Here is a 25,898-nt window from a genome sequence, read left to right as displayed (position 1 = left end):
TCGTTCCTCGCTTTGGCCCGGAGGTTCGGGGGCGCTTCACGCCGGGTCCTTCGTCGTCGCTACTGCCTGGCTCGCAAGCTCGCTGGCGGCAGAGACTCCGCCTGCAGGCGCCGGCGCGCCCCTCGCCCGTGCTCTCTTTGGGCCTCCGCTCGTTCCTCGCTTCGGCCCGACCAACCCCCCCCTGTGGTTGCGGTGAGATGGACCGCTCACCATCAAACCCCTGCGGCACGGCCGGGGACGCTTCACCCCGGGGGTTCGGGTCGCTTGGCGCCGGGTCCTTCGTCGTCGCGTACCACCAGAGGCCGTGCCCTTCGGGGCACGGCCTCTGGTGTGTGCGGTGGGCGGAGTCAGCCCTTGACGGCTCCGGAGGTCAGGCCCTCGGTGATGAAGCGCTGGAGGAACCAGAACACGATCAGCGTGGGCAGGGACAGCAGGATCGCGCCGACCGAGAACATCCCGAAGTTGGCGTTGCGGGACGAGGCGACCACCTGGTAGAGGCCCAGCCCCAGCGTCTTGGCCTCAGTGTCGCGCAGGAACACGCTCGCCAGCAGGAACTCGTTGATGGTCGAGATGAACACCAGCAGGCCCACGATCGCCAGGACCGGGGTGACCAGCGGCAGCATGATCCGGAAGAAGACCTGGGCGTGTGTGGCCCCGTCCATCTGCGCCGACTCGTCCAGTTCCTTGGGCACGGTGTCGAAGAAGCCCTTCATCAACCACGTGTTGATGCTGAGCGCGCCGCCCAGGTACACCAGCAGCAGGCCCCAGCGCGTGTCGAAGCCGATCGCCGGGTAGTACTCGCCGATGGAGGAGAACATCAGGTAGATCGCGACGATCGCCAGGAACTGCGGGAACATCTGGATGACCAGCAGCCCGATCAGCCCCACCTTGCGACCCTTGAACCGCATCCGGCTGAACGCGTAGGCGGCCAGCGCGGACAGCAGCACCGTCACCGCCGCGTTCGTGAGCGCGAAGAACAGCGAGTTGGCGTACCACGTCGTGAACGGAGTGTTCGAGAACAGGTCCCGGGCGTTGTCCAGGCTGGCACCCGTGGGCCACAGCTGCGAGCTGCTCAGCGTGCCGAGCGGGTTGAGCGCGGCCGAGACCACGAACATCACGGGGAAGAGCGCGAAGGCCGCGACCACCCACATGACCACGTGGCGCCAGCCCAGGCGGGTCGCCCACAGGCTCAACCGGGTGCCCGTGCCGCGCCGGTGGCGGGCCGGGCCCGTCCGTACGGTGTCCACCGACATCACCCCACCTCCTTGAGTGCCTTGCTCCGCCACAGGCTGGTCACCGAGATCACCGAGACGATCAGGAAGATCATCACCGACAGCGCCGCGGCGTAGCCGTACTGCGCGGTGGCCTCGTTGAACGCCAGCCGGTAGGTGTAGGTGATCAGCAGGTCGGTGGCACCGGCCGTGGAGTTGTCGGAGAACAGCGGTCCGCCCCTGGTCAGCAGCCACACCGCGTTGAAGTTGTTGAAGTTGAAGGCGAACGTGGCGACCAGGATCGGCGTCATCGCCACCATCAGCAGCGGCAGCGTGACGTGCCGGAACGCCTGCCACGGGTTGGCGCCGTCGATCTGGGCGGCCTGCCCGAGCTCGCGCGGGATCGCCTGCAGCGCCCCCGTGGCCACGAGGAACATGTACGGGTACCCCAGCCAGACGTTGGCGAGGACGACGGCGACCCGCGCGCCCCACACCGAGCCGAACCAGTCGATCCGCAACCCGAGCACCTGGTTGATCACACCGAAGTCGGTGTTGAACATGTCCCGCCAGAGCAGGTACATCGCCAGGGAGCTCATCGCGTACGGCAGGACCACCAGGACCCGGTAGAACACCTTGCCGCGCATCTTCGGCACGTGCAGCGTCAGGGCGACGGCCAGTCCCACCACGAACACCAGCCCCGTCACCGCCACGGCGAAGACGATGTTCCACAGCAGGATGCTGAAGAACGACGACGCGAACGACGGGTCGAACAGGAAGCGCGCGAAGTTGTCGGCGCCCACGTTGACCTGCCACCCCTGGGGGAGGCGCTGGCCCTCGTCGTTGTAGAACGCGCCGCGCTCGTCGTCGGCGGTGTACACGTCGCCGGTCTCGGCGTCGGTGACGCAGTCGCAGGACTCGTCGTAGACCCGCAGGGCACGGCCCTCGTAGGCGGTGGACAGGCCGCTGGAGCGGATGCCCGCCCCGCTGCCCGTCGGCACCGCGAACTCCTCCAGCTCGCCGCTGCGCTCGTTGACCTCGGCCGGGGTGAGGATGGTGTAGCCGAACGCGTCGGTCACCTTCCCCGAGTCCTCGACGGTGGCGCCGCCGAGGTCGCTGAGCCCGTCCGCGTCGCCCACGCGCGCGTCGCCCTCGGCGTCGGTGAGGAGGAAGACCAGCTCACCGGTCTCCGGGTCGCCGACCGTGGCGACCGTCAGGACGTACTCCGGGGAGTCCGCCGTCCGGGTCACGGACAGGGACTCCACGGCGGAGACCGCCTGCTCCTTGCTCCCCCGGTGACCGTCGCTCATGTTGGTCACCGACGTGCTCATCGTGTAGAGCACCGGGAAGATCTGGAAGACCATCAGGAACAGCACACCGGGCACGAGGTACTTGGCGGGCACGGAGCGCTTGGACAGGTAGACGTAGTAGACCAGGCCCACCACGGCGACGACCAGCCCGATGCCGAGCCAGTTCTCGCCGATGTAGAGCGGGAGGACTGCCCACACGCCCAGGGCCGTGAACAGGCCCAGGAGGCCGATCTTGACGACCTGTCCCACCCGTGATCCCTCGCGCGCGAAGCGCCCGCCGGGGAGCGGGGAACGGGAGGGACGGCGCGGGGCGGGTGAGGAGTGGGTGGTGGGTGACGGGTGGGCGGGCGCCCCCTCCGGGGCGCCCGCGTTGTCGGAAGCCGCCACGCCTACTCGCCGATCTGCTCGGAGATGGTCGCGGCGGCGGCCTCCATGGCCTCACGGGGGTCCGCTCCGCCGATGATGTCGGCCTGGGCGACGCCCAGCGGCTGCCAGGTCTCGCCCATCTCCGGGATGGAGGGCATCGGGATGCCGTCGGCGCCGGCCTCGGCGATCGCGGCGATGTCGGGGTTCTCGGCCGAGACGCTCTCCAGGGCCTCGGTCTGGACGGGCGTGCGGGGGTCGATCTCGTACAGGCTGAGGATGAAGTCGGTGTCGGTGACGTAGTTGGTCACGAACTCCTCGGCCAGGGCGGAGTTCGCGCTGCCCTCGGTCACGAAGAACGACTGGTACCCGATGTAGGGGCTGGCGGGGTCGCCGTCCTCGAAGCCGGGGAAGGGGCTGATCTCGTAGTCGATACCGGCCTCCTGGGCGTCGGCCAGGTTCCACGGGCCGGCGACGAAGAATGCGGTGTCGCCGTCGTAGAACAGGGCCGCGTCGTTCTCCAGGCCGATCGAGCGGCGCAGGACGCCCTCGCCCTCCTCGCCGTACTCCGCGATCCGCTCCATCGCCTCGACGGACTCGTCGGTGCCCACGCCCAGGTCGGCGGGGTCCCACGTGCCGGTGTCGTCCTGGCCGAAGAGGTAGCCGCCGCCGGAGGTGAACAGCAGGTTCATCCGGTAGGGGTCGCCCTCCTGGGTGACCGCCATGGACAGGACCTCTTCGACGTCGCCGCCGTCCTTGAGCTCGGTCCCGGTCTCGACCAGCTCCTCGAAGGTCTCGGGGGCGTCCGGGGCCAGCTCGGCGTTGCGCATCAGGAAGAGGTTCTCCTGCGAGTACGGAACACCGAAGAGCTGCCCGTCGAAGGACATGGCCTGCAGGGAGGTCTCGTCGAGGAGGGCGGCCCGGTCCTGGGGGAGCTCGATGGGCTGCACGGCGCCGTTGCGGACCAGGTTGCCCGTCCAGTCGTGCGCGCCGATGAAGACGTCGGGGGCGTTGCCTGCCTGGTGGGCGTTGAGCACGTCGCCCTGCATGTCCTCGAAGGCGACGGTGTCGACGCTGACGTCGATGCCGTTGGCCTCGGCGAACTCGTCGGCGGCGGCCTCGACGGCGTCGGCGCGCTCGGCGTCGGTCCAGATGGTCAGGCCGCCCTCGGCCGACCCGCCCTCGCTGTCACTGTCGCCGCCGCCGGTGCAGGCGGTCGCCATCAGGGCGATGGCGGCGATCCCCGTGATCGCCGGTGCGCTGCGGAGTCTCATGGTGTCTTCCTTCCGGGAGGCCGGTGTGGAGAGGTGCGCATGCGGCTGGCCGGTGGCCCCGGGTCCGTCTCGAGCATGCGATGTGATGTGACGTTAGCAATAACTTGCAATCATTGAAAGTCTTTGCAGACTCCCGGGATAAAGATGTGGAAACACCCAGGAAACAGATGCGTGATGGTGGGCCGAACGTGGTCATTGCGTGACAAGACGTGATCGAATCGGGTGCGCGTCACAGGTCCGGCTCACTCCGCGAGGCTCGCGAGGATCAGCTCCTCGGCCTCGGCGAGCTCCCGCACGGGATCCGCACCTGCGATGATGTCCGCACTGGCCTGGCCGAACGGGCCCCACACCGCGTCCATCTCCGGGATCGCGGGCATCGGTAGGCCGTTTGCACCGGCATTCTGAAAGGCTTGCAGGTCCGGATCCCGCTCGGACACCGTCTCCAACGCGTCCACGAGCGCGGGCACCCTGGGATCGGCCTCGTACAGGATCACGGAGAACTCCGGATCGGCGACGAAGTCGGCCGCGAACGTGCGCGCCAGGTCCGGATCGGCGGCGCCCGCCGCGACGAAGAAGGTCTGCACGCCGACCAGCGGGCGTGCCGGATCCCCGTCCGCGAACGGTGGCACGGGGCTGATCTCGTAGGGCACCCCGGCCTCCTTGATCGCGGACAGGCTCCACGGGCCGGTGACGAAGAAGGGCGCCTCGCCTCCGGTGAACAGCTCCGTGGCGCTCTCCGCGGTCGTGTCCCGGGTCAGGACCCCCGAACCGGCCTCGCCCAGCTCGGCGAGCCGCTCGAAGGCGGCCACCGACTCCGGCGCCGCCACCCCGAGGTCAGTGGGGTCGGGGTCGCCCGCGCCGTCCTCCCCGAAGAGGTAGCCGCCGGCGGAGGTGAACAGCGGGTGCACGTGGTAGGCGTCGCCCTCCTCGCCCACCTGGAGGCCCAGCACCCGCGAGGCCCGGCCCTCGCCGACCAGGTCCGAACCGGTCTCCACCAGCTCCTCCACGGTCTCCGGCGCGGACGGGGCCAGGTCGGTGTTGCGGATCAGCGCCAGGTTCTCCGTGGCGTAGGGGACGCCGTACACCGCGCCGTCGTAGGTCACCGCGTCCAGGGCACCCGGGGTGAAGGCCTCGGCCGCCTGGGCGTCCAGGGTCACCGGCGCGACCGCGTCGGACGCGACCAGCTCCCCGGTCCAGTCGTGCGGACCGACCATGATGTCCGGGCCGAGCCCGTTGGCGTGGGCGCTCACGAAGCTGGCTCGCAGTTCCTCGTGCTCGACGACGATCACCTCCACCTGCGCGTCGGAGGTGCGCGAGTAGGCCTCGGCGAAGGTCATCAGCGCCAGAGCGCGTTCGTCGTCCGCCCAGATCGTCAGGGTCCGGTCCAGCTCGGCGGGGTCGGTCTCGGCATCCGAGCCGCAGGCGGTCGCGGCGAGGACCAGTCCGGCGGCGGCGCACGCCAGGCGGGTGCGCGATGGTGTCAGGAGCCTCATGGCGTCCTCCAAAGGGGGATCGGCGGGGCCCGGCCGTGGCGGGCCGGGGCGCCGCTGGTGTGGGTGAGGGGCGCGAGTCGCGCTGCGGACCGGGGCGCGGTCCGTGGACGGAGTTCCCGGAGCGGCCGGGAGCGGCGGTGCCGGCAGGGCGGTCCGGCGGTGGCACTGGGTCGCCCTGGGAGCGGGAGTCTCCAGGGCGGCCTGGAGGGCGTGTCGGATGGCCGTGGGCGGCGGAGCCGCCGGGGCGGCTCATGGTCAGGGCCAGGCAGGGCCAGGCGTCGCGTGGGTCCCGCCGGGGCGGCCGGGAGGGCGGGCGTCCACGGCCGGACGGCGCGGTCGCCGGGGCCGCCCGCGGGCGGCCCCGGGGTGGTCGGGAGGGGCGCCGCCGGGGCGGGACGGTCGTCCCCGCCCCGGCGTTCGGACGCGCTCGTGTGGACCGCGAACGCCCGCCCCACAGGCGAGGAGCGGCGTCCACGGAGCACGCGTCAGACGCGCAGCCACACCGCCGTCTCGGCGGGAAGGGCCAGCGTGCCGTCGGCGGGAGCCCCGACGGGGCCGCTGGAGAGCAGGACCTCGGCCCCGCCCTCCCCGACTGCGACCTCGGCGGTCTCGCCGTTGAGGTTCGCCGCGCAGCGCACGCCGGGCTCGCGCTCGAAGTACAGCACGCCCTCGGGCGCGTCCCGCCAGGCCATCTCTCCGTCGCCGAGCGCGTCGAGCTCACGGCGCAGGCGCAGCGCGCTGGTGTACATCTCCAGGGTCGAGCCCTCCACACCGCGCTGGGCGGCGCGGGAGAGCCCGCCCCAGCCCTCCGGCTGCGGCAGCCACGGGGCCGTGCCCTCGGGTCCGAACCCGTAGGGCGCCGCCCCGTCCTCCCACGGCAGGGGCACCCGGCAGCCGTCGCGGCCGCGTTCGGTGCGGCCCGAACGCTCCCACGTCGGGTCCTGGAGGGCCTCGTCGGGCAGGTCGGTGACCTCCGGCAGGCCCAGCTCCTCGCCCTGGTACAGGTACACGGCACCCGGCAGGGCCAGCATCAGCAGCGTGGCCGCACGCGCGCGGCGCAGGCCCTGCTCACCGCCGCCGAAACGCGTCACGTGCCGGGTGACGTCGTGGTTGGACAGGACCCAGCTCGTGGTCGCCCCGACCGCGCCGTTGGCGGTGAGGGACGAGTCGATGACCGAGCGCAGGTGCCCCGCGTCCCAGGGCGAGGTCAGATACTCGAAGTTGAAGGCCTGGTGCAGCTCGTCCGGGCGCAGGTAGCGGGCCACCCGCTCGGCGTCCTCGACCCACGCCTCCGCGACCATCGTGCGGTCGCCCGGGTAGCTCGCGGCGATGGCAGCCCAGCGGCGGTAGATGTCGTGCACGCCGTCCTGGTCGAAGTAGGGCAGGGACGTGCTGCCGTCCAGCAGGTCGGCCTTGGCCCCCTCGGCGAGGTCGGGCAGGTCCGGATCCTTGACCATGCCGTGCGCGACGTCGATGCGGAACCCGTCCACGCCGCGGTCCAGCCAGAAGCGCAGGACGTCGTCGAACTCGTCGTGGACCTCCTGGCTGGTCCAGTCGAAGTCCGGCTGCTCGGCGTCGAACAGGTGCAGGTACCACTGCTCGGGCGTGCCGTCCGCGCGCTTGAGCCGGGTCCAGGCCGGGCCGCCGAAGATCGAGTTCCAGTTGTTCGGCGGCTGCTCGCCGTCGGGGCCCTTGCCGTCGCGGAAGATGTAGCGCGAGCGCGCGGGGCTGCCCGGCTCGGCCGCCACGGCCTCGCGGAACCAGCGGTGCGCCGACGAGGAGTGGTTGGGCACCACGTCGATGATCACGCGCAGGCCCAGCTCGTGCGCGGTGGCCAGGAGCGCGTCGAAGTCCGCCAGGGTGCCGAAACGGGGATCGACGTCGCGGTAGTCGGCGACGTCGTAACCGCCGTCGGCGAGGGGGGAGACGTAGAAGGGGGTCAGCCAGACCGCGTCCACGCCGAGCTCGGCCAGGTGCGGCAGGCGCTCGCGGATACCGGCGAGGTCGCCCTCCCCGTCCCCGTTGGAATCGGCGAAACTGCGGACGTAGATCTGGTAGATGGCCGCGTCGCGCCACCACTGCGACTTAAGCGCCATGTGCGGGGGTCCTTCCCTAGTGCGTCTGCAAGTTCTTGCGCAAGATTACCGCCAACTTACGTCCATGTGACGACCATCTCGACTAGAATCACCCGCATGGGTCCACGACTTGCCGACATCGCGCGGCACGCAGGCGTCAGCGAGGCGACGGTCTCGCGGGTGCTCAACGACAAACCCGGCGTCGGCAGCGACACGCGCAAGGCCGTGCTGACCGCGCTGGACGTCCTCGGCTACGAACGCCCCGCCCGGCTCCGGCAGCGCTCGGCCGGGCTGGTCGGCATGGTCATCCCGGAGCTGGAGAACCCGGTCTTCCCGATGTTCGCGCAGGCGGCGGAGGGGGCGCTGGCCCAGCGCGGCTACACGCCGGTGCTGTGCACCCAGACCCCCGGCGGGATAACCGAGGACGAGTACGTCGAGCTGCTCCTGGAGCGCAACGTCTCCGGCATCCTCTTCGTGTCCGGCCGCCACGCCGACACCTCCGCCTCCTACGAGCGCTACGACACGCTGGTCTCGCGGCGGCTCCCCATCGTGCTGGTCAACGGCTTCACCGAGGCCATCCCCGCCGCGTTCATCTCCTGTGACGACCGCGAGGCCGGACGGCTGGCGGTCAACCACCTGGTGGCCCTCGGCCACACCCGCATCGGTTTCACCAGCGGACCCGACCGCTACGTTCCGGTCCGGCGCAAGCTGGACGGGTACCACGCAGCCCTGGAGGCGCACGGGCTGAGCGGCCGCGACCTCGTCGAGCTGTCCCTGTTCGGCGTCGAGGGCGGGCACGCCGCCGCCACGCGCCTCATCGAGCGCGGCGTCACCGCCATGGTCTGCGGTTCCGACATGATGGCGCTCGGCGCCATCCGGGCCGCTCGCCAGCGCGGACTGCGCGTGCCCGAGGAGTTCTCCGTGGTGGGCTACGACGACTCCCAGCTCATCGCGTTCACCGACCCGCCGCTGACGACCCGCCGCTGACGACCGTGCGCCAGCCGATCCAGGCGATGGCCCTGGCGGCCGTCCGGGCCCTGTGCGACGAGATCGCCGGGCACGCGGTCTCGCACACGGAGTACGTGTTCGACCCCGAACTGGTCGTCCGCGCGTCCACCGCCGCCGCCCCGACCGGGTACACCGTCCCGGCTCCCCTCCCCGGCTCCCGGCACGCCGCTCGCGACGGCTCCGCGCGTGCGTCCGCCGCCCAGGACGGTCCGGCCCGACCCGGCGCCGGCCCGATCGCGAGCCAGCGCGTCTGACGCCCTGCCCCGCCCCCGATTCCGACCCCCGCTCCCGCACCTCCCTCCGTCCCTCTGTTCCGGCCCGTCCCAGGGCGGCACTCCTCACACCCCTCCTCGTCCGTCTGCTCCGGCCCGCCCCAGGGCCGCACTCCTCCCGGTCCCGACCAGGGCACGCCGCCGCGTCGGCGACACTGGAGGCATGCCTTCCGTTGCCCTCGACGGCGATCCCGTACCGCGCACCGGGGACCTGCCCGAGCACTCCCTCGCGGAGCTGGGCGCGCGGCCCCTCGGGTTCTACGTCCACGTGCCCTTCTGCGTCACCCGCTGCGGGTACTGCGACTTCAACACCTACACGGCCGACGAACTCGTCTCGCGGGACGGTACGGCCACCGCCTCCCGGGAGACCTACGCGGACCAGGCGATCGCCGAGATCGAGCTGGCCGACCGCGTCCTGTCCGGTGACCGGCCGCCGGTCAGCACCGTGTTCGTCGGCGGGGGCACACCGACCCTGCTGCCGGCCGAGGACCTGGGGCGCCTGGTCGCGGCCGTACGCGAGCGCTTCGGCCTGACCCCCGACGCCGAGGTGACCACCGAGGCCAACCCCGAGACCGTCGACCCGGACTACCTCGCCCGACTGCGCGAGGCCGGGTTCACCCGGGTCTCGTTCGGCATGCAGAGCGCCCGCCCGCACGTGCTGCGGATCCTGGAGCGGGGGCACACCCCGGGGCGGCCCGAACAGTGCGTGGAGTGGGCCCGCCAGGCGGGCTTCGAGCACGTCAACCTCGACCTCATCTACGGCACGCCGGGTGAGAGCGACGACGACTGGGCGGCGTCCCTGGCGGCCGCCGTCTCGGCCGGTCCCGACCACGTCTCCGCCTACTCACTGATCGTCGAGGAGGGCACGCGGCTGGCGAACCGGGTCCGGCGCGGCGAACTCACCGAGCCCGACGACGACGCGATGGCCGACCGCTACGTGATGGCCGACGAGGCGCTGGCGGCGGCCGGGTTCACCCCCTACGAGGTGTCCAACTGGGCCCGCACGCCCGAGGGGCGCAGCGCCCACAACCTGCTGTACTGGACCGGCGGCCACTGGTGGGGCGTCGGGCCGGGCGCGCACGGCCACGTCGGCGGCACGCGGTGGTGGAACGTCAAGCACCCCGCCGCCTACGCCGCCCGGCTGGCCGCGGGGGACAGCCCGGGGCAGGCCCGCGAGGTCCTCACCGAGGAGGAGCGGCGCTTCGAGCGGGTGCTGCTGGAGCTGCGGATCGAGCAGGGCTGCCCGCTGGAGCTGTTGGAGCCGCACGGGCGCGGCGCCGCGGTGCGCGCGGTCGCCGACGGCCTGCTGGACGCGGAGGCGCACGCCGCCGGTCGGGCCGTCCTGACCCGTCGCGGCCGCCTCCTCGCCGACGCGGTGGTCCGCGACCTCACCTGAGGCCGCCCGGGCGGCCGCACCCGGACGACGAAGGAGCCCGGCGCACGCGCCGGGCTCCTTCGGGTCGGTCGGGGTCGGGGACGCGCGGTCCCGCTACTTCACCCAGTCGACGCTGATCGGGTACTTGAAGAGCTCGCCCCGGTTGGCGGCCTGCGCGGCCTGGACGCCCATGACGATGGAGAAGATCCAGGCGGCGGGCCAGGCGAGGATACTGATGAACCCGACGAACGGGATGGCGCTGAGCACGCTCACGACGACGTAGACGATCAGCAGGACCAGCTGGAAGTTCAGCGCGGCGAGTGACTGCTGGCGCACGAACGGGGACTCGTCCTTCTTGATGAGCCAGATGATCAGCGGGACGAGCCAGCCGAGGATGCCGCCGCCCAGGTGGGCGAAGAACGCCATCTGCTTGTCGTCCGCGCCCGACTGGCCGCCGTAGCCGGGCTGGCCGCCGTAACCCGGCTGACCACCGGGGCCGGGCTGGCCCCCGTAACCGGGCTGACCACCGTAGCCGGGCTGCCCGCCGTAGCCGGGCTGCCCGGGCGGCGGGTACCCGCCCGGCTGCTCGCCGTACCCCTGGCCCTGGCCGGGGGGAGGGGGGTATCCGCCGGGCTGGCCCTGGCCGGGGTAGCCGCCGGACTGGCCCTGCGCGGGATATCCGCCGGACTGGTCAGGGGGCGGCGGGTAGCCGCCCTGCTGGGGGTGGCCTCCGCCGGGCTGGCCGGGCGGCGGGGTGTAGCCCCCGGTGCCCTGCTGCTGGTCGGGGTGGCCCTGGCCGTAGGGGTCCTCCGGCGGTGGCGTGTTCGGGTGGGACATGTCGTTCCTTCTGACGAGTGCGGTCGGGGGGTGCCGTCTTACTTCAACAGGCGGATGCTCATCGGATAGCGGTACCACGTGCCCTTGTTCGCGCTGTTGGCGCCGATCACGCCGAACACGATCGCGATGATCCAGACCAGGCCGACCAGGAGGGACCCGATCCACGAGAGCGCTGGGAAGGTGATGCCCAGCACGATGAGGATCACCCACGCGAAGATGTAGCCGAGCAGCAGGGTGATCTGGAAGTTGGCCGCCTCCGACGCGTGGTGACGCACGAAGGGCGACTGGTGGCGCTTGGCGAAGTAGATCGCCAGCGGTGGGATCCAACCGAGGCACGCGATGACGAAACCCGACAGGTGGGCGAGCATCGCCACGAGCGAGTCGTTGTCGCCGCCCTGGGGGCCCTGCTGGGGATATCCGCCGGGCCCGCCGTGGACGGCCTGTTCAGCCGGGTGCTGGGGCTGTTGTCGGGGTTGACCGTAGGGCTGTTGCGCATACGGGGTCTGTGGCGCCTGCGGCGCGCCGTAGGCGGGCTGCCCGCCCGTCGGCTGCTGCGGCGGCGCGAACGCGGGCTGCTGGCCGTAGCCCGGTTGCGGTGCGTAGGGGGACTGTTCGCCCGAGGCCTGGGGCTGTTGGGGTGCATAGCCGGGCTGCTGCGGCTGGCCGTAGGCGGGTTGGCCGCCGGTCGGCTGCCCGTAGGCCTGCTGCTGGGCGTAGCCCTGTTGGCCGTAGTCGGGTTGCGGCGCGTAGGGGGACTGTTCGCCGGAGGGCTGTTGGGGGCTGTAGCCGGGCTGCTGCGGCTGCCCGTAACCGGGCTGCGGGGCGTAGGGAGGCTGTTCCCCCGAGGGCTGCGGCTGGCCGTAGGCGGGTTGGCCGCCGGTCGGCTGCCCGTAGCCCTGCTGCTGGGCATAGCCCTGTTGCCCGTAGTCCGGCTGCGGTGCATAGGAGGGTTGTTCGCCGGAGGGCTGCTGGGGCTGTTGGGGGTAGCCCTGCTGTTCCTGGGGTTGCTGTGGCTGTTGGGGTGCGTAGCCGGGTTGGTGCGGCTGGCCGTAGGCGGGTTGGCCGTAGCCCTGTTGGCCGTAGTCCGGCTGCGGCGCGTAGGGAGGCTGCTCGCCCGAGGGCTGCTGCGACTGCTGGGGATAGCTTTGCTGCTCCTGGGGCTGCTGGGGCGCGTAGCCGGGCTGCTGCGGCTGCCCGTAGGCGGGTTGGCCGCCGGTCGGCTGCCCGTAGCCCTGTTGGCCGTAGTCCGACTGCGGTGCATAGGAGGGCTGTTCGCCGGAGGGCTGCTGGGGCTGTTGGGGATAGCCCTGCTGTTCCTGGGGCCGCTGGGGCGCGTACGGCGACTGTTCACCCGACGGTTGCCGCCCAGGGTCCGACTGCCCGTGCTGCGGCGGGCGACCCTCCTCGGGATCCTCCGGGGCAGGGGGGTTCGTCGGGTTCTCGCTCATACTCTTCCTTGGCTCCGCTGGTGTGGGCGGCTTCTGTACGTCCCGGCAGGACCGACGACCGCGCAGGGCCGAAAGGCGGCGACCACGGCAGTCGGATGCCGGACTCCGAAACCGTCGCCTGCGAGAATCCTAGATCCTGTACGCCTCACACCGCGAAGCCGCGACCGCGCGGCGCGGTCGGCGTTCCGCTCTCACTCGTCCGGGTGGGGTCCGGTGACGAAGTCGATCAGCTCCTCCACGCGCCCCAGGAGCGACGGCTCCAGGTCGGCGTAACTGCGCACGGAGCCCAGGATCCGCCGCCAGGCCTCGCCCGTCTCCATCCGCCAGCCCAGGCCGCTGACGACGCCCTCCTTCCACGGACGGCCGCGCGGAACCTCCGGCCAGCGGTCGATCCCCAGGGCGCTCGGACGGACCGCCTGCCACACGTCCACGTAGGGGTGCCCCGCCACCAGCACGTGCTCGCCCTCCACCCGCGCGGCGATACGTGACTCCTTGGATCCGGGGACCAGGTGGTCCACGAGGACGCCGAGGCGCCGCCCCGGACCGGGTGCGAAGTCCGCCACGATCGCGGGCAGGTCGTCCACGCCCTCCAGGAACTCCACGGCCACGCCCTCCACGCGCAGGTCGTGGCCCCAGACCCGTTCCACGAGTTCGGCGTCGTGAAGGCCCTCGACGTAGATCCGGCTCTCCCGGGCCGTGCGCGCCCGCGCGCCCGGTACCGCGACCGAACCCGAGGCGCTGCGCAGCGGCCCGCGCGGAGCCGCGGCGGGGCGCACGAGGGTGGCAGGGGCGCCGTCGATCAGGAACGCGGCCGGACCGAGGTCGAACACCCGGCGCCGCCCGCCGCGGTCCTCCAGGGTCACGGTCGCCTTGTCCCAGCCGACCACGGCGCCGCAGAATGTCTCGTCGGCGTCCTCCACGACCAGGTCGCGGCTGAGCGGCACATCCGGCACGGCGCCCTTCCTGGGCCGTCGCCAGTCACCCGCCAACACGTCGCGGCCGTAGCGGCCGGTTCCCTTGGTAGCCACGGTCGTGCAGTCTAGTGGGGGCGCCGCGTTCCTACCGAGTGGTAGCCAACGGGGTTTGCGCGCGCGCATAGAATTAGCACTGAGGACCATGGAGTGCCAGGAGGTGGCGAGTTGCTGGATGAGCGCAAGCTCGCGGTCCTGCGTGCCGTCGTCGAGGACTTCGTCAACACCAACGAGCCGGTGGGTTCCCGGGCCCTGGCGGACAGGCATCCGCTGGGGGTCTCCCCGGCGACCATCCGCAACGACATGGTGGCCCTCGAAGAGGACGGCTACATCACCCAGCCGCACACCAGTGCGGGCCGGGTTCCCACGGACAAGGGCTATCGGCTCTTCGTCGACCGCCTGTCGTCGGTCAAACCGCTCTCGGTCGCCGAGCGCCGGGCCATCGAGTCCTTTCTCACGGGTGCCGTGGACCTGGACGAGATCGTCGCCCGGACCGTGCGGCTGCTCGCCCAGCTCACCCGCCAGGTCGCGATCGTGCAGTACCCGTCGCTGACCCGCTCCTCCGTCCAGCACGTGGAGCTGGTCCCCCTGGGGGGCCAGCGGATCATGATGGTCGTGATCACCAACACGGGCCGGGTCGAGCAGCGCGTCATCGACGGCCTCGGCGACGTCGACCCGGGGGTCGTCGGCGATCTGCGGGAGATGCTCAACCGGGCCATCGCCGGACGCCACCTGGCCGACGTGCCCGACGCGGTGGAGGACCTGCCCGCGCAGGTCGATCCCGAACACCGGCGCGTCGCCGTGGCGGTCCTGTCGGTCCTGCTGGAGAGCCTCGTCGAACGGCACGAGGAGAAGATCGTCCTCGCGGGGACGGCCAACCTCGCCGCCGTGGACTTCGCCGCGAGTCTGCGCGAGGTCCTGGAGGCGTTGGAAGAGAACATGGTCCTCATCCGTTTGCTGGGTGAGGCGAAGGATCCGTCGATGCTCACAGTGCGCATCGGCGAGGAGAACCTCCACGAGGGTCTGAGGACCGCCTCCATCGTGTCGGCCGACTACGGTGTGGGAAACCAGTCGCTGGCCAAGATCGGTGTGGTGGGTCCGACCCGGATGGACTACCCAGGGACGATGGGAGCGGTACGCGCGGTGGCACGGTATGTCGGACAGATTTTGGCAGGACAGTAACTCAGTGGCCAGAGACTATTACCAGGTTCTCGGGGTGCGTCGTGACGCGTCCAAGGACGAGATCAAGAAGGCGTATCGGCGGCTCGCACGCGAGCTGCATCCGGACATCAACCCGGATCCCGCCACGCAGGAGCGCTTCAAGGAAGTGACCCAGGCCTACGAGGTCCTCTCCGACGAGAACAAGCGTCGGATGTTCGACATGGGTCACGATCCCTTCGCTCCGGGCGGCGGCGGTGGCGGCGCGGGCGGCTTCGGCGGTGCCGGGGGCTTCGCCTTCGACGACATCATGAACGCGTTCTTCGGCGGCGGCCAGCCCGGCGGGCGGTCCCCGCGCGAGCGGGTCCGGCGCGGACGCAGCATCAAGATCCGCATCGAACTCGACCTCGTCGAGACGGCGTTCGGTGTCAGCAAGGACATCACGTTCCCCACCGCCATCCTGTGCGAGACGTGCCAGGGCGAGGGGACGGCGGCGGGCTCGCACCGCACCACCTGCGAGATGTGCCACGGCCAGGGCGAGGTCTCCCAGGTCACCCGGTCCTTCCTGGGCCAGGTCATGACCTCCCGCCCCTGCCCGCAGTGCTCCGGCCAGGGCACGGTCATCACCAACCCCTGCGGCGACTGCGCGGGCGAGGGCCGGGTGCGCGAGAAGGTCACCCGCACGGTGAAGATCCCCGCGGGCGTGGACGACGGCACCCGCATCCAGCTCGCCGGCGAGGGCGAGGTCGGCCCCAACGGCGGACCGCGCGGCGACATCATCCTGGAGATCGTCCAGAAGGCGCACCCGACCTTCGAGCGGCGCGGCGACGACCTGCACTGCACGGTCACCGTCCCCATGACGGCCGCAGCGCTGGGCGCCTCGTTCGCGTTCGACACGCTGGACGGCACGGAGAACATCGACCTGCGCCCGGGGACCAACTCCGGCCACGTCATCACCCTGCCCAACAAGGGTGTGACCCACCTCGACGGCGGCGGCCGCGGCGACCTGCGCATCCGCGTGGACGTGGAGACCCCGGCCAAGCTGGACGAGGAGCAGGAGGCCCTGCTGCGCAAGTTCGCCGAGCTGCGCGGGGAGGACCAGAACCCGGGCCGCTTCAGCCCCGGGCACGGCGGCCTGTTCGCCAAGCTCCGTGACGCCTTCGGTGCCAAGTGACCCCTCCGGTCTTCCTGGTCGACGACACCGCCGACCTGGCCGCGGCCACGGTGGTGCTCACCGGCGCCGAGGGGCGCCACGCCGCCGTGGTGCGGCGTATCCGGGCCGGTGAGACCGTCGACCTGTCCGACGGCCGCGGCGAGCGCGCTCGCTGCACGGTCGTCGAGGTCGGCAGGGACAGCGTGGTGTGCGAGGTCGGGAAGCGCTGGCACGAGCCGGCGCCCCGGCCCCGGCTGACCGTCGTGCAGGCCCTGCCCAAGGGCGACCGCGGCGAACTGGCCGTGGAGATGATGACCGAGGCCGGGGTGGACGTGATCGTCCCCTGGGCGGCCGAGCGGTGTGTCACCCGCTGGAAGGGCGACCGGGCGGCCAAGTCGCTGGCCAAGTGGCGGGCCGCGGCCCGCGAGGCGGCCAAGCAGGCGCGCCGGGGACGCCTGCCGGAGGTCACCGGGCTCGCCGGCCGCGACGACGTGGCCGCACTGCTCTCCGGGGCCGACACGGCCATCGTGCTGCACGAGGACGGGGCGGTCGGACTGAGTGGGATCGCCGTCCCCGACGGCGACCGGGCCTCCGCCGACGACGGCGCCGACCACGGCGTCGTCCTGGTGGTGGGTCCCGAGGGCGGCTTCTCCGACGCCGAACTCGACGCCTTCACCGGGGCCGGTGCGCGGACGGCCCTGCTCGGGCCGAGTGTCCTGCGTACCTCCACCGCGGGGGTGGCGGCGCTGTCGATCCTGCAGGTGCGGTCCGGCCGCTGGTAGCGGTGCGACCGTCGCCGCCGCTGCCCTGACGGACGCGACGCGCACGGGGCCCGGCGCCGTGCGCCCGGCCACCCCAGTGCCTCGACACCGCGGGGGAAGCGGCGAACGCAAGGACGGGTCCGCGTCGCGGAATCCGGCACACACAGCGCACACGACGACGCCCACGGGACCCGGTCCCGTGGGCGTCGTCGTACGCTCGGTCGGAGCGTGGCCCCGGCGGCGGCGCGTGGCCGCCCCCGGTCACTCCTCCGAACTCTTGGTGGACGTGGTGCCCTCGCCGTCGGAGGACGTCGAGTCGCCGTCCTCGCTCCCGGTCGAGTCGTCGTCGGGAGCCGGCTCCTCACCACCGGTGCCCGGTTCGGTGTCCGGGTCCGTGTCGGAGTCCTCACCGCCGTCACCCTCGCTGGGCTCCTCGGTGGGGTCGCACTCCTCCTGCTCCTCCTCGGGCTCCGACTCCGTGCCGGTCTCCTTCTCGGCGTCCGTCGTGGCGGACGGGGGAGCGTCGTCGTGGGACGGCGCGCACGTCGTCGCGGTGCCGACGCCCTCCTCGGCGGGATCCGTCTCCTCCTCGGTCGGGGAGGGCGAGGGCTCCTCGGCGGGATCGTCCGGGGGCGCGGCGGGCGCGGTGTCGGAGTCCGTGGTCGGATCCGGAGCCGCCAGGCCGGGACCGTCGATGTCGTCCTCGGGCGGGGCGCCCTCGCGGTTGGCGCCCGCGGGGACGATGTTCAGAACCTGGTCGCGCACCTGCGGAGTGGACATGACGACGGACGCGGCGATCAGTCCGGCCCCGGCGAGGGCCAGCGCGGGGCGCAGCCACGGCAGACCGAACCAGGACGTGCCGCGATGGCGGTCGGTGCGCTCGCGGATCAGCTGCAGGCCCTCGCCGCCGGGCGCGACGGAGTCGGCCTCCGCCTTGAGGATCTGCCGGAGCTGCTCCTCGAACTCGGAGTTCATGGGATCGGTGGGGCCGGTCATGTCGTCTGCTCCAGAACAGAGCGCAGCGCGGAGATGCCGCGGGACGTGTGGCTCTTCACCGCGCCCTTGCTGATGCCCATGGCGCCAGCGATCTGAGCCTCGGACAGGTCGCCGTAGTACCGGAGCACGATCGCCTCTCGCTGACGGGTGGGTAGTTTGCGCAGGGCTCGGATCACCGCCTCACGCTCCAAAAGGTTCATGGCGCCGTGCTCGGCGCTGGGTGCGTCGGGCAGCGCCTTGGGCGCGTGCTTCTCGACGACCGCCCGGTGGCGAAGGACCGACCGGGCCTTGTTGACCACGGCCTGGCGCAGGTACGACAGGGCCTTGTTCGGATCGCGGAGGCGCCGCCACGCGCCGTGCATGGCCACGAACGCGTCCTGGACGACCTCTTCCGCGGTCGCGTGGTCGCGGACCAGCAGCGCGGCGAGCCGGACCAGCGGACGGTAGTGCTCTCGGTAGAGCTCCGTGACCGCGTGGTCGGCGTCCCATTCCACGGAAAGCGGAGCCGTTGGGGCTCCAGCCACGATGGTTTCAGTCGTCACATCAGTTCGACGCACACCCTTGTCGCGGGGTTTACGAAAGGGCATACCTCTTCTTTTCCAGGTAGACACGCGTTTCAATCCGAACACGCACAAGGTCGGCCGGTGTCGGACATGGTCGGCGACACGGCGCACAGGGGGAAAGAGTACCGTGCCCGCCAGGCGCGCCGGCAGGCCCCGAGCCTCCCGTTTCCGACGCACGGGGGTGCCCGGTGCCGAGCGAACCGGTGGTCGGCTGCGGCATCATGGGTGGCGAAAGCCCCGAGTCCGCGGCCGGGCCGACGGCCGCGACCCCCGTACGGAGGTGCGTGATGGCCCAGGACGACTGCCTTTTCTGCAAGATCGTGAAGGGGGAGGTCCCGGCCGAGATCGTCCGCGAGGGAGAGCGCACCCTGGCGTTCCGCGACATCAACCCCCAGGCGCCGACGCACGTCCTGGTCATCCCGCGTGAGCACGTTCCGGACGCGGCCACGGCGGCCGCCGCCGACACGGGCGTGATCGACGAGATCGTGCGCGAGGCCCGCGCCGTGGCCGAGTCGGAGGGCGTGGCCGAGACCGGGTACCGGCTGGTGTTCAACACCGGCAGCGGGGCCGGACAGACGGTGTTCCACCTGCACGCGCACCTGCTCGGCGGCCGCGGGCTGAACTGGCCTCCCGGGTAGGCGACCGACCGGCTCCGGAGCGCGGGAAAACGGATCGAGGGGGCCGTGGCCGCCTTGGTAGACTCGGTGCGTGGGCCCCGAGCGACCGGTGGGACCAGCGAGACACCGGTGGTCGAGGGCCGCGGGGCGCCGCGGCGGCGCTTCGACCGTTCACCAAGAGCGTCGGCCGCCCGGGCCGGAAGCCGGAACCGAAGGGTAGGGACAGCGGCCGCAAGGCCACACCATGGCCGAGACAACGCACACGCAGTCGCGACAGGACACCCAGGTCAAGGTCGTGGTGCCGGACGAGCACACGATGATCAGCCTGCTGGGCTCCAGGGACGAGCTCCTGAGGGCGCTGGAGCGGGCCTTCGCCAGCGACATCCACGTTCGCGGCAACGAGTTCACCATCACCGGTACCCCGGACGAGACCGCGGTGGTCGTCCGTGTGGTCGAGGAGCTCATCGAGCTCGCCAAGAGCGGCACCCACGTCACGCCGGACACCATCGAGCGCATGGTCCACATGCTGACCACCCCCGGTCAGGACCGCCCGGCCGACGTGCTGACGACCAACATCCTGTCCAACCGGGGCCGGACCATCCGCCCCAAGACGGTGAACCAGAAGCGCTACGTCGACATCATCGACCGGCACACGGTGGTCTTCGGCATCGGACCCGCGGGTACCGGCAAGACGTACCTGGCGATGGCCAAGGCGGTGAAGGCGCTCCAGGACAAAGAGGTCAACCGGATCATCCTCACCCGCCCGGCCGTCGAGGCCGGCGAGCGGCTGGGGTTCCTGCCGGGCACCCTCTACGACAAGATCGACCCGTACCTGCGGCCGCTCTACGACGCCCTGCACGACATGCTCGACCCCGACTCCATCCCCAAGCTGATGGCGGCCGGCACCATCGAGGTGGCCCCCCTGGCGTACATGCGTGGGCGCGCGCAGCCGGTCCACACCAACGTGCTGACACCGGACGGCTTCCGTCCAATCGGCGAGTTGGAGGTCGGTGACCTCGTCGTCGGCTCGAACGGTGAGCCGACCCCGGTGCTGGGCGTCTACCCGCAGGGTCCGAAGGCCACCTATCGGGTGACGTCGCAGGACGGTGCGTCGACGCTGTGTTCGGAGGACCACCTCTGGTCCGTCCGGACACGGGACGACACCAGGCGGAACAAGCCGTATCGAGTGCTCACCGCGAAGGAGATCGTGGAAAGCGGCCTCCGTACGGCCCACTACCGCAAGTACGAGCTCCCGATGCTCAGCGCACCGGTCGAGTTCCCGGCGCAGGACGTCCCGATGGACCCCTACGCCCTCGGGCTGCTTCTGGGGGACGGGTGCCTCACGGGCAGCACGACTCCGGGCTTCGCCACGGAGGATCCGGAACTCGCGGAGAGCCTCGAACGCCTTCTGCCTGGTGTCCGGGTGAACTGGAAGTCCGGTCCGGACTACGTCCTGAACCGTGAGACGCAGCCTGGCGACGTGATCACCATCGCCAACCCGGTGACGGCCGTCATGCGGGAACTGGGCCTGTGCGGCACGAATTCGGGCACGAAGTTCGTCCCGGACGCCTATCTGTACAACACGGCCGACGTTCGGCTCGCCGTACTGCAGGGGCTTTTGGACGCCGACGGTGGACCGGTCACGCAGGAGGGCCGGACGTGCCGCGTCCAGTACGGTTCGGCCTCACCACGGCTGGCCTCTGCGGTGCGCTTCCTCGCACAGTCCCTCGGAGGCGTCGCGTACGGTCGTACGCGGCCCGCAGAGGGCCGGGCGCCCGGCCGGGCCAAGGGGAGGGAGGTCTTCCATCGACAGGACGCCCACCTCCTCGACCTACGGCTTCCCGAAGGCGTGGAGCCCTTCCGGCTCAGGCGCAAGAGGGACACGTACAGGGCGTCCGGCGGCGGTCGGCCCATGCGGTTCATCGAGAGCATCGAACCGGCGGGGACCGAGGAGTGCGTCTGCATCCAGGTGGCGGCGGAGGACTCGCTCTACGTCACCGAGGACTTCCTGCTGACCCACAACACCCTCAATGACTCCTTCATCATCCTGGACGAGGCCCAGAACACCTCGCCCGAGCAGATGAAGATGTTCCTCACCCGGCTCGGCTTCGGCTCCAAGATCGTGGTGACCGGTGACGTCACACAGGTCGACCTCCCCGGCGGACAGTCCAGCGGCCTGCGCACCATCGAGAAGATCCTGCGTGACATCGACGACATCGCGTTCTGCCGGCTGACCAGCGCGGACGTGGTCCGGCACAAGCTGGTGGGCAAGATCGTGGACGCCTACGGCCGCTACGACGAGGCCCAGGGCGGCCGTCACGGCGCGAACGAGCAGCGCGGGCGCGACCCGCGGCGCGGTTCCGCCGACACCCCGAGCGAGACCCGGTCGCGGTCCGGGCACCCCGAAGACGGGGCAGACTGAACCAGTACAGCGTTCGAGCCGGTGGGCCCGCCGTGTGCGGGCCCACCGGTGTCGGGTGCCCGGAGACCCCGGACGCCCGGCCATGACGATTCCAAGTGAGGCATCCGAATCAGATGAGTATCGACGTCGCCAACGAGTCCGGCGTCACCACCGTCGACGAGGCGCGGCTCTCCCGGCTGGCCCGGCACGTGCTCGACGCCATGCGCGTCCACCCGTTGGCGGAGCTGTCCGTCGTGCTGGTGGACGAGGGGCCCATGGCCGACCTGCACGTGCGGTGGATGGACGAGCCGGGCCCCACCGACGTGCTGTCCTTCCCCATGGACGAACTGCGCCCCGGAGGCCCCGGCCGCACGAGCGAGCCGGGCGTGCTCGGTGACGTGATCATCTGCCCGCAGGTGGCCGAGCGCCAGGCGGAGAAGGCCGGGCACGGCACCACCGACGAGATCGACCTGCTGTGCACCCACGGCATCCTGCACCTGCTGGGCTACGACCACGCGGAGCCGGACGAGCACAAGGAGATGTTCGGACTCCAGGGCGAGATCCTGGCGGCCTGGCGTGAGCGCGAGGCCGTCGACGACGAGGGTGAGAGCAAGGCATGATTCCGTCGGTGTGGATCGACCCCGCGTCCGCGGGTGAGCCCGCCGCGTGGCTCAGCGCTTTCGCGGCCGCCCTCGCCCTGACTGCGGCGGCGGGCTTCCTGGTCGCGGCCGAGGTCGCCTTCACCCGGGTGGTGTCGGTCGGTACGCCGGTCGCCGGCACCGACCATGACACCTCGGCCGCCTCCGCCTGGGACCGCGTGTCGGCCGACCCCACGAGCCACCTCAACGCGCTGCTGTTCCTGCGCGTGGTGTGCGAGGTGTGCGCGGTGCTGGCCGCGGCACTGGGCATGGTGTTCCTGGTGGGCTTCGGCTGGCTCGCGCTGCTGCTGACCGCGGTGGTGATGGTGGTCGTGGAGTCCGTCCTCATCGCGATCGCGCCGCGCATCCTGGGCCGTCAGTTCGCGGAGCCGGTGGCCCGGGTCGCCGCGGTCGTCGTCCACCCGCTCCAGATCGTCGTGGGACCGTTCGTCCGACTGCTGGTGTGGGCGGGCCGGACGCTCACCCCGCGCGGCAAGGGCGACCGGGACGGCCCCTTCAGCACGGAGGTGGAGCTGCGCCGGCTCGTCGACCTCGCGGAGCAGGGGGAGGTCATCGACCCCGAGGAACGCCAGATGATCCACTCGGTGTTCAAGCTCGACGACACGTCCGTGCGCGAGGTGATGGTGCCGCGCCCCGACATCGTCTTCACCAACCGCGACGCCGACGCCGACGCCGTGCTGTCCCTGGCGCTGGCCAGCGGGTACTCGCGGATCCCGGTCACGGGGGCGGACGAGGACGACGTGGTCGGCATCGTCTACCTCAAGGACCTGGTCGAGCGGCTCCGGGACCGCTGGGCGGCCGCCTCGGGCGCCAACGGTGCCGACGTGCCGCTGTCCGCCGCCGACGTGATGCGCTCGGCGACCTACGTCCCCGACACCAAGCCCATCGACGAACTGCTGCGCGAGATGCAGAAGCAGCGCAACCACGTCGCGGTGGCCATCGACGAGTACGGGGGCACCGCGGGCCTGGTCACGCTGGAGGACATCGTGGAGGAGATCGTCGGTGAGATCACCGACGAGTACGACCACGAGATCCCGCCGGTGGCCTGGCTCGACGACGACCGGGTCCGGGTCACCGCCCGCCTGCCGCTGGGCGAGCTCGACGAACTCTTCTCCGACCGCGAGCTCGACGTGGCCGACGTGGAGACCGTGGGCGGACTGGTGGCGTTCGTGCTGGGCCGGGTGCCCGTCGGCGGGGCGCAGGCCGAATACGCTGGTCTCAGACTCACCCTGGAGGGCAAGAGCAGCCGCCGGAACCGGATGACCACGGTGCTGGTGGAGCGCCTGTCCGAGGACGCCGGCCACGGCGACGGGGGCAGGAACGACGACGTAAGGAGCACGGAGCAGTGACGGACACGACGGGGCTCGGCCCCGAGGACGGCAAGCTCATCACCCTCGCGCGCGCCTCACGCGCCCGCAACGCCGCGCCGGAGGGCGCGGCGGTGCGCGACGAGACCGGGCGCACGTACGTGGCGACGACGGTGGCACTGCCGTCCCTGTCGCTGACGGCTCTGCAGGCGGCGGTGGCCGCCGCCGTGTCCAGTGAGGCCTCCGCCCTGGAGGCCGCGGTGGTCGTCACCCAGGCGAAGGAACTGACCGAGGACGACCGCGCGGTGGCGGAAGACCTGAAGACCCAGGTGGTGGTGATCGCCGCCCCCGACGGGGTGCCCGCGAGCATCACCCGGCGCTGAGTAGGAACGATGAACGACCTCGACCTGGAGAGACTGCGCGTACCGCTGGAGATGCCCTCCTTCCCGGAGGGTTTCCGCAGCGGGTTCGCCTGTTTCGTCGGCCGCCCCAACGTGGGCAAGTCCACTCTGATGAACGCGCTGGTCGGGCAGAAGGTGGCGATCACCAGCAACCGGCCCCAGACCACGCGGCGTACCGTGCGGGGCATCGTGCACCGCCCCGAGGCGCAGCTGATCATCGTGGACACGCCGGGCCTGCACAAGCCGCGGACCCTGCTGGGGGAGCGGCTGGACTCGCTGGTGCGGTCCACGCTGGTCGAGGTGGACGTCATCGCGTTCTGCCTGCCCGCCGACGAACCGATCGGCCGGGGTGACACCTACATCGCCAGGGAACTGGCCGAGCAGACCAACACCCCGGTGGTCGCCCTGGTCACCAAGACCGACAAGGTCGACAAGGAGGCCGTGGGCAAGCACCTGATGGCCGTGGACGAGCTGGGCGACTGGGCCGACATCGTTCCGGTCTCGGCCCAGAGCGGGTTCCAGCTGGACACGGTCACCGGTGTGCTGTGCTCGCACCTGCCCGAGGGGCCGCCGCTGTACCCGGACGGCGACCTGACCGACGAGCCCGACGAGATGCTCGTGGCGGAACTCGTCCGCGAGGCGGCGCTGGAGGGCGTGCGCGACGAGCTGCCGCACTCCATCGCGGTGGTCGTGGACGAGATGTACGAGCGGGAGAACACGCGGCCGGGCAAGGAGCTGGTGGACATCTACGCGTCGCTGTACGTGGAGCGCCCCAGTCAGAAGGCCATCGTGATCGGCTCCAAGGGCTCGCGCCTGCGCGACGTGGGGTCGCGGGCGCGCAAGCAGATCGAGGCCCTGCTGGGTCAGCGGGTGTTCCTGGACCTGCGGGTGCGCGTGGCCAAGGACTGGCAGCGCGACCCCAAGCAGCTGCGGAAGCTGGGTTTCGACCAGCAGACGTAGTTTTCTGGGGGCCTCCGCTGTGTTTTTTGGGGCCTCCGCTCGTTCCTCGCGGCGGCCCCGTCTCCTCCTGCAGAACACTGGCGCGCCCCTCGCGACACCCCCTGTGGCCCCGCAGTCTGAACGCCCTACCTCCCCCTGGGGCTCACGCAGGACCACGCGTGCACGTTCCACCCCTGGGGCCTATGTCACAACCCGGGGGCCGACCTCCAACCCCCGGGTCTACGTCGAACCCCAGGGGCTGTGGGCGCGCGGTCGGCCCACCGGTGGGGCCGGGGTCAGCCCTGGTTGTTGAGGTCGGCGGCCAGGGCGGTGGCGCAGCGCTGCACGATCGGGGCGGCGCGGCTGACGAAGTCCCAGTGCACGCGGGCCTCGGGGCCGGAGACGGACACCGCCATGCCGGAGGGGGCGCCGTCGACCGGGACCGCGACGCAGCGGACGCCGATCTCCTGCTCGCCGTCGTCGATGGCGTAGCCGTCCTTGCGGATGCGGTGGAGCTCGGCGACGAACGTGTCGGGGTCGACGATGGTGCGGTCGGTGGCGGCGGGCATGCCCGTGCGCTGGACGGTGGCCAGCGCCTCCTCGTCGGTGAGCTGGGACAGCAGGGCCTTGCCGACCCCGGCCGAGTGCGGCAGGACCCGGCGGCCGACCTCGGTGAACATGCGCATGGCGTGCGGGGACGGGACCTGCGCGACGTAGATGACCTTGTCGCCGTCCAGCATGGCGAGGTTGGCGGTCTCGCCGAGGTCCTCCACGAGCTGGGCGAGGTGCGGGCGGGCCCAGGTGCTCATCATCTGCGAGGCCTTGTCGCCCAGGCCGATCAGCCGCGGGCCGAGCGCGTAGCGCCGCGAGGGCAGCTGGCGCACGTAGCCGTTGCCGACCAGGGTGCGGATGATGCGGTGGATGGTCGGAAGCGGCAGCCCGGAGGCGTCGGCCAACTGGCTGAGCGAGGCCTCACCGCCTGCCTCGGCCATGATCTCCAGCAGGGCGAAGGCACGGTCGAGGGACTGCACGCCGCCGGCGCGCTTGCCGGAGGTCTCCGGGCGCGGGGCGTCGATGGGGGGCAGCGAGTCTGACAAAGGTCATGCTCCCGAGTTGTGGGCCGCTGAAGTCATCGGTTCTATTCTGCAATACGAAAAGTACTTCCCGCCATCTCGATGCCGCGGTGAGGGCGACGGCCGCGTCGCGAACCGGGCACGGTGGGCGGCTTTCCCGCTGGGTATCCCTTGTTGTTCCGGATGGCAGAAGTTAGTATCCGCATATAGAAATCCGGAGTCCGGGCGCGGGGGAG

At 71.4% G+C, this 25,898-nt stretch carries 20 protein-coding genes and 4 pseudogenes; 13 read left to right on the top strand and 11 right to left on the bottom strand.

The features are described 5' to 3' along the window. Window positions 1-347: 347 nt before the first annotated feature. The 5 genes from ADL05_RS00320 to ADL05_RS00300 all read right to left on the bottom strand — a co-directional run bounded on the left by ADL05_RS00320 (window position 348) and on the right by ADL05_RS00300 (window position 7,744). Window positions 348-1,253: a sugar ABC transporter permease gene (locus ADL05_RS00320; RefSeq protein WP_053614792.1), complete on the bottom strand. Its 906-nt coding sequence runs from the start codon at window positions 1,251-1,253 to the stop codon at window positions 348-350. Next, the gene (locus ADL05_RS00315; protein WP_053614791.1) at window positions 1,253-2,905 is read right to left on the bottom strand and encodes an ABC transporter permease subunit; all 1,653 of its coding nucleotides are present in this window, start codon (window positions 2,903-2,905) and stop codon (window positions 1,253-1,255) included. The genes ADL05_RS00320 and ADL05_RS00315 overlap by 1 nt, the downstream gene beginning before the upstream one ends. Before the next feature lie 2 nt (window positions 2,906-2,907). Then, a complete protein-coding gene (locus tag ADL05_RS00310; protein ID WP_053614790.1) occupies window positions 2,908-4,155 on the bottom strand; it encodes an extracellular solute-binding protein in 1,248 nt (415 codons plus the stop codon). Between the two features lie 242 nt (window positions 4,156-4,397). Next, the gene (locus tag ADL05_RS00305) at window positions 4,398-5,648 is read right to left on the bottom strand and encodes a maltose ABC transporter substrate-binding protein (protein WP_053614789.1); all 1,251 of its coding nucleotides are present in this window, start codon (window positions 5,646-5,648) and stop codon (window positions 4,398-4,400) included. A 485-nt stretch (window positions 5,649-6,133) separates the two neighbouring features. After that, on the bottom strand, window positions 6,134-7,744 hold the full coding sequence (locus ADL05_RS00300) for a glycoside hydrolase family 13 protein (protein WP_053614788.1): 1,611 nt from the start codon (window positions 7,742-7,744) through the stop codon (window positions 6,134-6,136). A 96-nt stretch (window positions 7,745-7,840) separates the two neighbouring features. On the opposite strand from ADL05_RS00300, the pseudogene ADL05_RS00295 reads away from it, so the two are divergent. After that, window positions 7,841-8,985, top strand: a pseudogene (locus ADL05_RS00295) (LacI family DNA-binding transcriptional regulator). Window positions 8,986-9,166: 181 nt separating this feature from the next. Beyond that, complete coding sequence (gene hemW / locus ADL05_RS00290; RefSeq protein ID WP_053614787.1) at window positions 9,167-10,399, top strand: radical SAM family heme chaperone HemW; 1,233 nt, start codon at window positions 9,167-9,169, stop codon at window positions 10,397-10,399. 93 nt (window positions 10,400-10,492) lie between these two features. On the opposite strand, the gene ADL05_RS00285 is transcribed toward hemW, so the two are convergent. From ADL05_RS00285 to ADL05_RS00275, 3 genes are all read right to left on the bottom strand, one after another. Continuing rightward, window positions 10,493-11,215: a DUF4870 domain-containing protein gene (locus ADL05_RS00285; protein ID WP_053614786.1), complete on the bottom strand. Its 723-nt coding sequence runs from the start codon at window positions 11,213-11,215 to the stop codon at window positions 10,493-10,495. Window positions 11,216-11,253: 38 nt separating this feature from the next. After that, a complete protein-coding gene (locus ADL05_RS31445) occupies window positions 11,254-12,663 on the bottom strand; it encodes a DUF4870 domain-containing protein (RefSeq protein WP_231640539.1) in 1,410 nt (469 codons plus the stop codon). 191 nt (window positions 12,664-12,854) lie between these two features. Continuing rightward, window positions 12,855-13,691, bottom strand: a complete 837-nt coding sequence (locus ADL05_RS00275; RefSeq protein ID WP_053614785.1) for a DUF3097 domain-containing protein — start codon at window positions 13,689-13,691, stop codon at window positions 12,855-12,857. 111 nt (window positions 13,692-13,802) lie between these two features. Here ADL05_RS00275 and hrcA point away from each other — a divergent pair, with 111 nt between their 5' ends. From hrcA to ADL05_RS00260, 3 genes are read left to right on the top strand one after another with little or no spacing between them, the layout of a single operon-like run. Further along, complete coding sequence (hrcA, locus tag ADL05_RS00270; RefSeq protein ID WP_053614784.1) at window positions 13,803-14,816, top strand: heat-inducible transcriptional repressor HrcA; 1,014 nt, start codon at window positions 13,803-13,805, stop codon at window positions 14,814-14,816. 4 nt (window positions 14,817-14,820) lie between these two features. After that, window positions 14,821-15,966: a molecular chaperone DnaJ gene (dnaJ, locus tag ADL05_RS00265; RefSeq protein ID WP_053614783.1), complete on the top strand. Its 1,146-nt coding sequence runs from the start codon at window positions 14,821-14,823 to the stop codon at window positions 15,964-15,966. Next, window positions 15,963-16,727, top strand: coding sequence for a 16S rRNA (uracil(1498)-N(3))-methyltransferase (locus ADL05_RS00260; RefSeq protein WP_053614782.1), 765 nt, complete (start codon window positions 15,963-15,965; stop codon window positions 16,725-16,727). The genes dnaJ and ADL05_RS00260 overlap by 4 nt, the downstream gene beginning before the upstream one ends. 240 nt (window positions 16,728-16,967) lie before the next feature. Here ADL05_RS00260 and ADL05_RS00255 read toward each other — a convergent pair whose 3' ends face one another. Next, window positions 16,968-17,702 carry a hypothetical protein gene (locus ADL05_RS00255; protein WP_053614781.1) on the bottom strand — a complete coding sequence of 245 codons (735 nt, stop codon included), beginning with the start codon at window positions 17,700-17,702 and terminating at the stop codon, window positions 16,968-16,970. Then, complete coding sequence (locus ADL05_RS00250) at window positions 17,699-18,229, bottom strand: SigE family RNA polymerase sigma factor (protein ID WP_053615024.1); 531 nt, start codon at window positions 18,227-18,229, stop codon at window positions 17,699-17,701. Before ADL05_RS00250 ends, ADL05_RS00255 begins: the two co-directional genes overlap by 4 nt. 323 nt (window positions 18,230-18,552) lie before the next feature. Between ADL05_RS00250 and ADL05_RS00245 the strand changes: the two genes are divergently transcribed. The 8 genes and pseudogenes from ADL05_RS00245 (at window position 18,553) to era (ending at window position 24,610) form a co-directional block, all read left to right on the top strand. Continuing rightward, window positions 18,553-18,903 (top strand): histidine triad nucleotide-binding protein, encoded by a 351-nt coding sequence (locus tag ADL05_RS00245; RefSeq protein ID WP_053614780.1) that lies wholly within the window; start codon window positions 18,553-18,555, stop codon window positions 18,901-18,903. 223 nt (window positions 18,904-19,126) lie between these two features. Further along, window positions 19,127-19,825: pseudogene (locus ADL05_RS32360) on the top strand (PhoH family protein); the annotation flags it as partial. Beyond that, a pseudogene (locus ADL05_RS31440) lies at window positions 19,814-20,632 on the top strand (LAGLIDADG family homing endonuclease); the annotation flags it as partial. The pseudogenes ADL05_RS32360 and ADL05_RS31440, both read left to right, overlap by 12 nt. A gap of 273 nt (window positions 20,633-20,905) precedes the next feature. Further along, window positions 20,906-21,304: pseudogene (locus ADL05_RS31435) on the top strand (PhoH family protein); the annotation flags it as partial. A 113-nt stretch (window positions 21,305-21,417) separates the two neighbouring features. Continuing rightward, window positions 21,418-21,903, top strand: a complete 486-nt coding sequence (gene ybeY / locus ADL05_RS00235; RefSeq protein WP_053614778.1) for an rRNA maturation RNase YbeY — start codon at window positions 21,418-21,420, stop codon at window positions 21,901-21,903. Continuing rightward, window positions 21,900-23,291, top strand: coding sequence for a hemolysin family protein (locus tag ADL05_RS00230; protein ID WP_053614777.1), 1,392 nt, complete (start codon window positions 21,900-21,902; stop codon window positions 23,289-23,291). Before ybeY ends, ADL05_RS00230 begins: the two co-directional genes overlap by 4 nt. Beyond that, entirely contained in the window at window positions 23,288-23,632 is a 345-nt protein-coding gene (locus ADL05_RS00225) for a hypothetical protein (protein WP_053614776.1), read from the top strand. Before ADL05_RS00230 ends, ADL05_RS00225 begins: the two co-directional genes overlap by 4 nt. 9 nt (window positions 23,633-23,641) lie before the next feature. After that, window positions 23,642-24,610 carry a GTPase Era gene (gene era, locus ADL05_RS00220; protein ID WP_053614775.1) on the top strand — a complete coding sequence of 323 codons (969 nt, stop codon included), beginning with the start codon at window positions 23,642-23,644 and terminating at the stop codon, window positions 24,608-24,610. 275 nt (window positions 24,611-24,885) lie between these two features. Here era and ADL05_RS00215 read toward each other — a convergent pair whose 3' ends face one another. Then, window positions 24,886-25,620, bottom strand: a complete 735-nt coding sequence (locus ADL05_RS00215) for an IclR family transcriptional regulator (RefSeq protein ID WP_053615023.1) — start codon at window positions 25,618-25,620, stop codon at window positions 24,886-24,888. Window positions 25,621-25,898 lie beyond the last annotated feature (278 nt).

The sequence above is a fragment of the Nocardiopsis sp. NRRL B-16309 genome (genome assembly GCF_001279585.1).
Classification (GTDB): domain Bacteria; phylum Actinomycetota; class Actinomycetes; order Streptosporangiales; family Streptosporangiaceae; genus Nocardiopsis.
This window is presented reverse-complemented; position numbering and strand designations above follow the sequence as displayed.

Coding starts and splice junctions, on each gene's coding strand:
- ADL05_RS00230 (WP_053614777.1), top strand. CDS start 21,900: ATGATTCCGTCGGTGTGGATCGACCCCGCGTCCGCGGGTGAGCCCGCC.
- ADL05_RS00310 (WP_053614790.1), bottom strand. CDS start 4,155: ATGAGACTCCGCAGCGCACCGGCGATCACGGGGATCGCCGCCATCGCC.
- ybeY (WP_053614778.1), top strand. CDS start 21,418: ATGAGTATCGACGTCGCCAACGAGTCCGGCGTCACCACCGTCGACGAG.
- ADL05_RS00320 (WP_053614792.1), bottom strand. CDS start 1,253: ATGTCGGTGGACACCGTACGGACGGGCCCGGCCCGCCACCGGCGCGGC.
- ADL05_RS00245 (WP_053614780.1), top strand. CDS start 18,553: ATGGCCCAGGACGACTGCCTTTTCTGCAAGATCGTGAAGGGGGAGGTC.
- ADL05_RS00305 (WP_053614789.1), bottom strand. CDS start 5,648: ATGAGGCTCCTGACACCATCGCGCACCCGCCTGGCGTGCGCCGCCGCC.
- ADL05_RS00255 (WP_053614781.1), bottom strand. CDS start 17,702: ATGACCGGCCCCACCGATCCCATGAACTCCGAGTTCGAGGAGCAGCTC.
- hemW (WP_053614787.1), top strand. CDS start 9,167: ATGCCTTCCGTTGCCCTCGACGGCGATCCCGTACCGCGCACCGGGGAC.
- ADL05_RS00285 (WP_053614786.1), bottom strand. CDS start 11,215: ATGTCCCACCCGAACACGCCACCGCCGGAGGACCCCTACGGCCAGGGC.
- ADL05_RS31445 (WP_231640539.1), bottom strand. CDS start 12,663: ATGAGCGAGAACCCGACGAACCCCCCTGCCCCGGAGGATCCCGAGGAG.
- ADL05_RS00300 (WP_053614788.1), bottom strand. CDS start 7,744: ATGGCGCTTAAGTCGCAGTGGTGGCGCGACGCGGCCATCTACCAGATC.
- era (WP_053614775.1), top strand. CDS start 23,642: ATGAACGACCTCGACCTGGAGAGACTGCGCGTACCGCTGGAGATGCCC.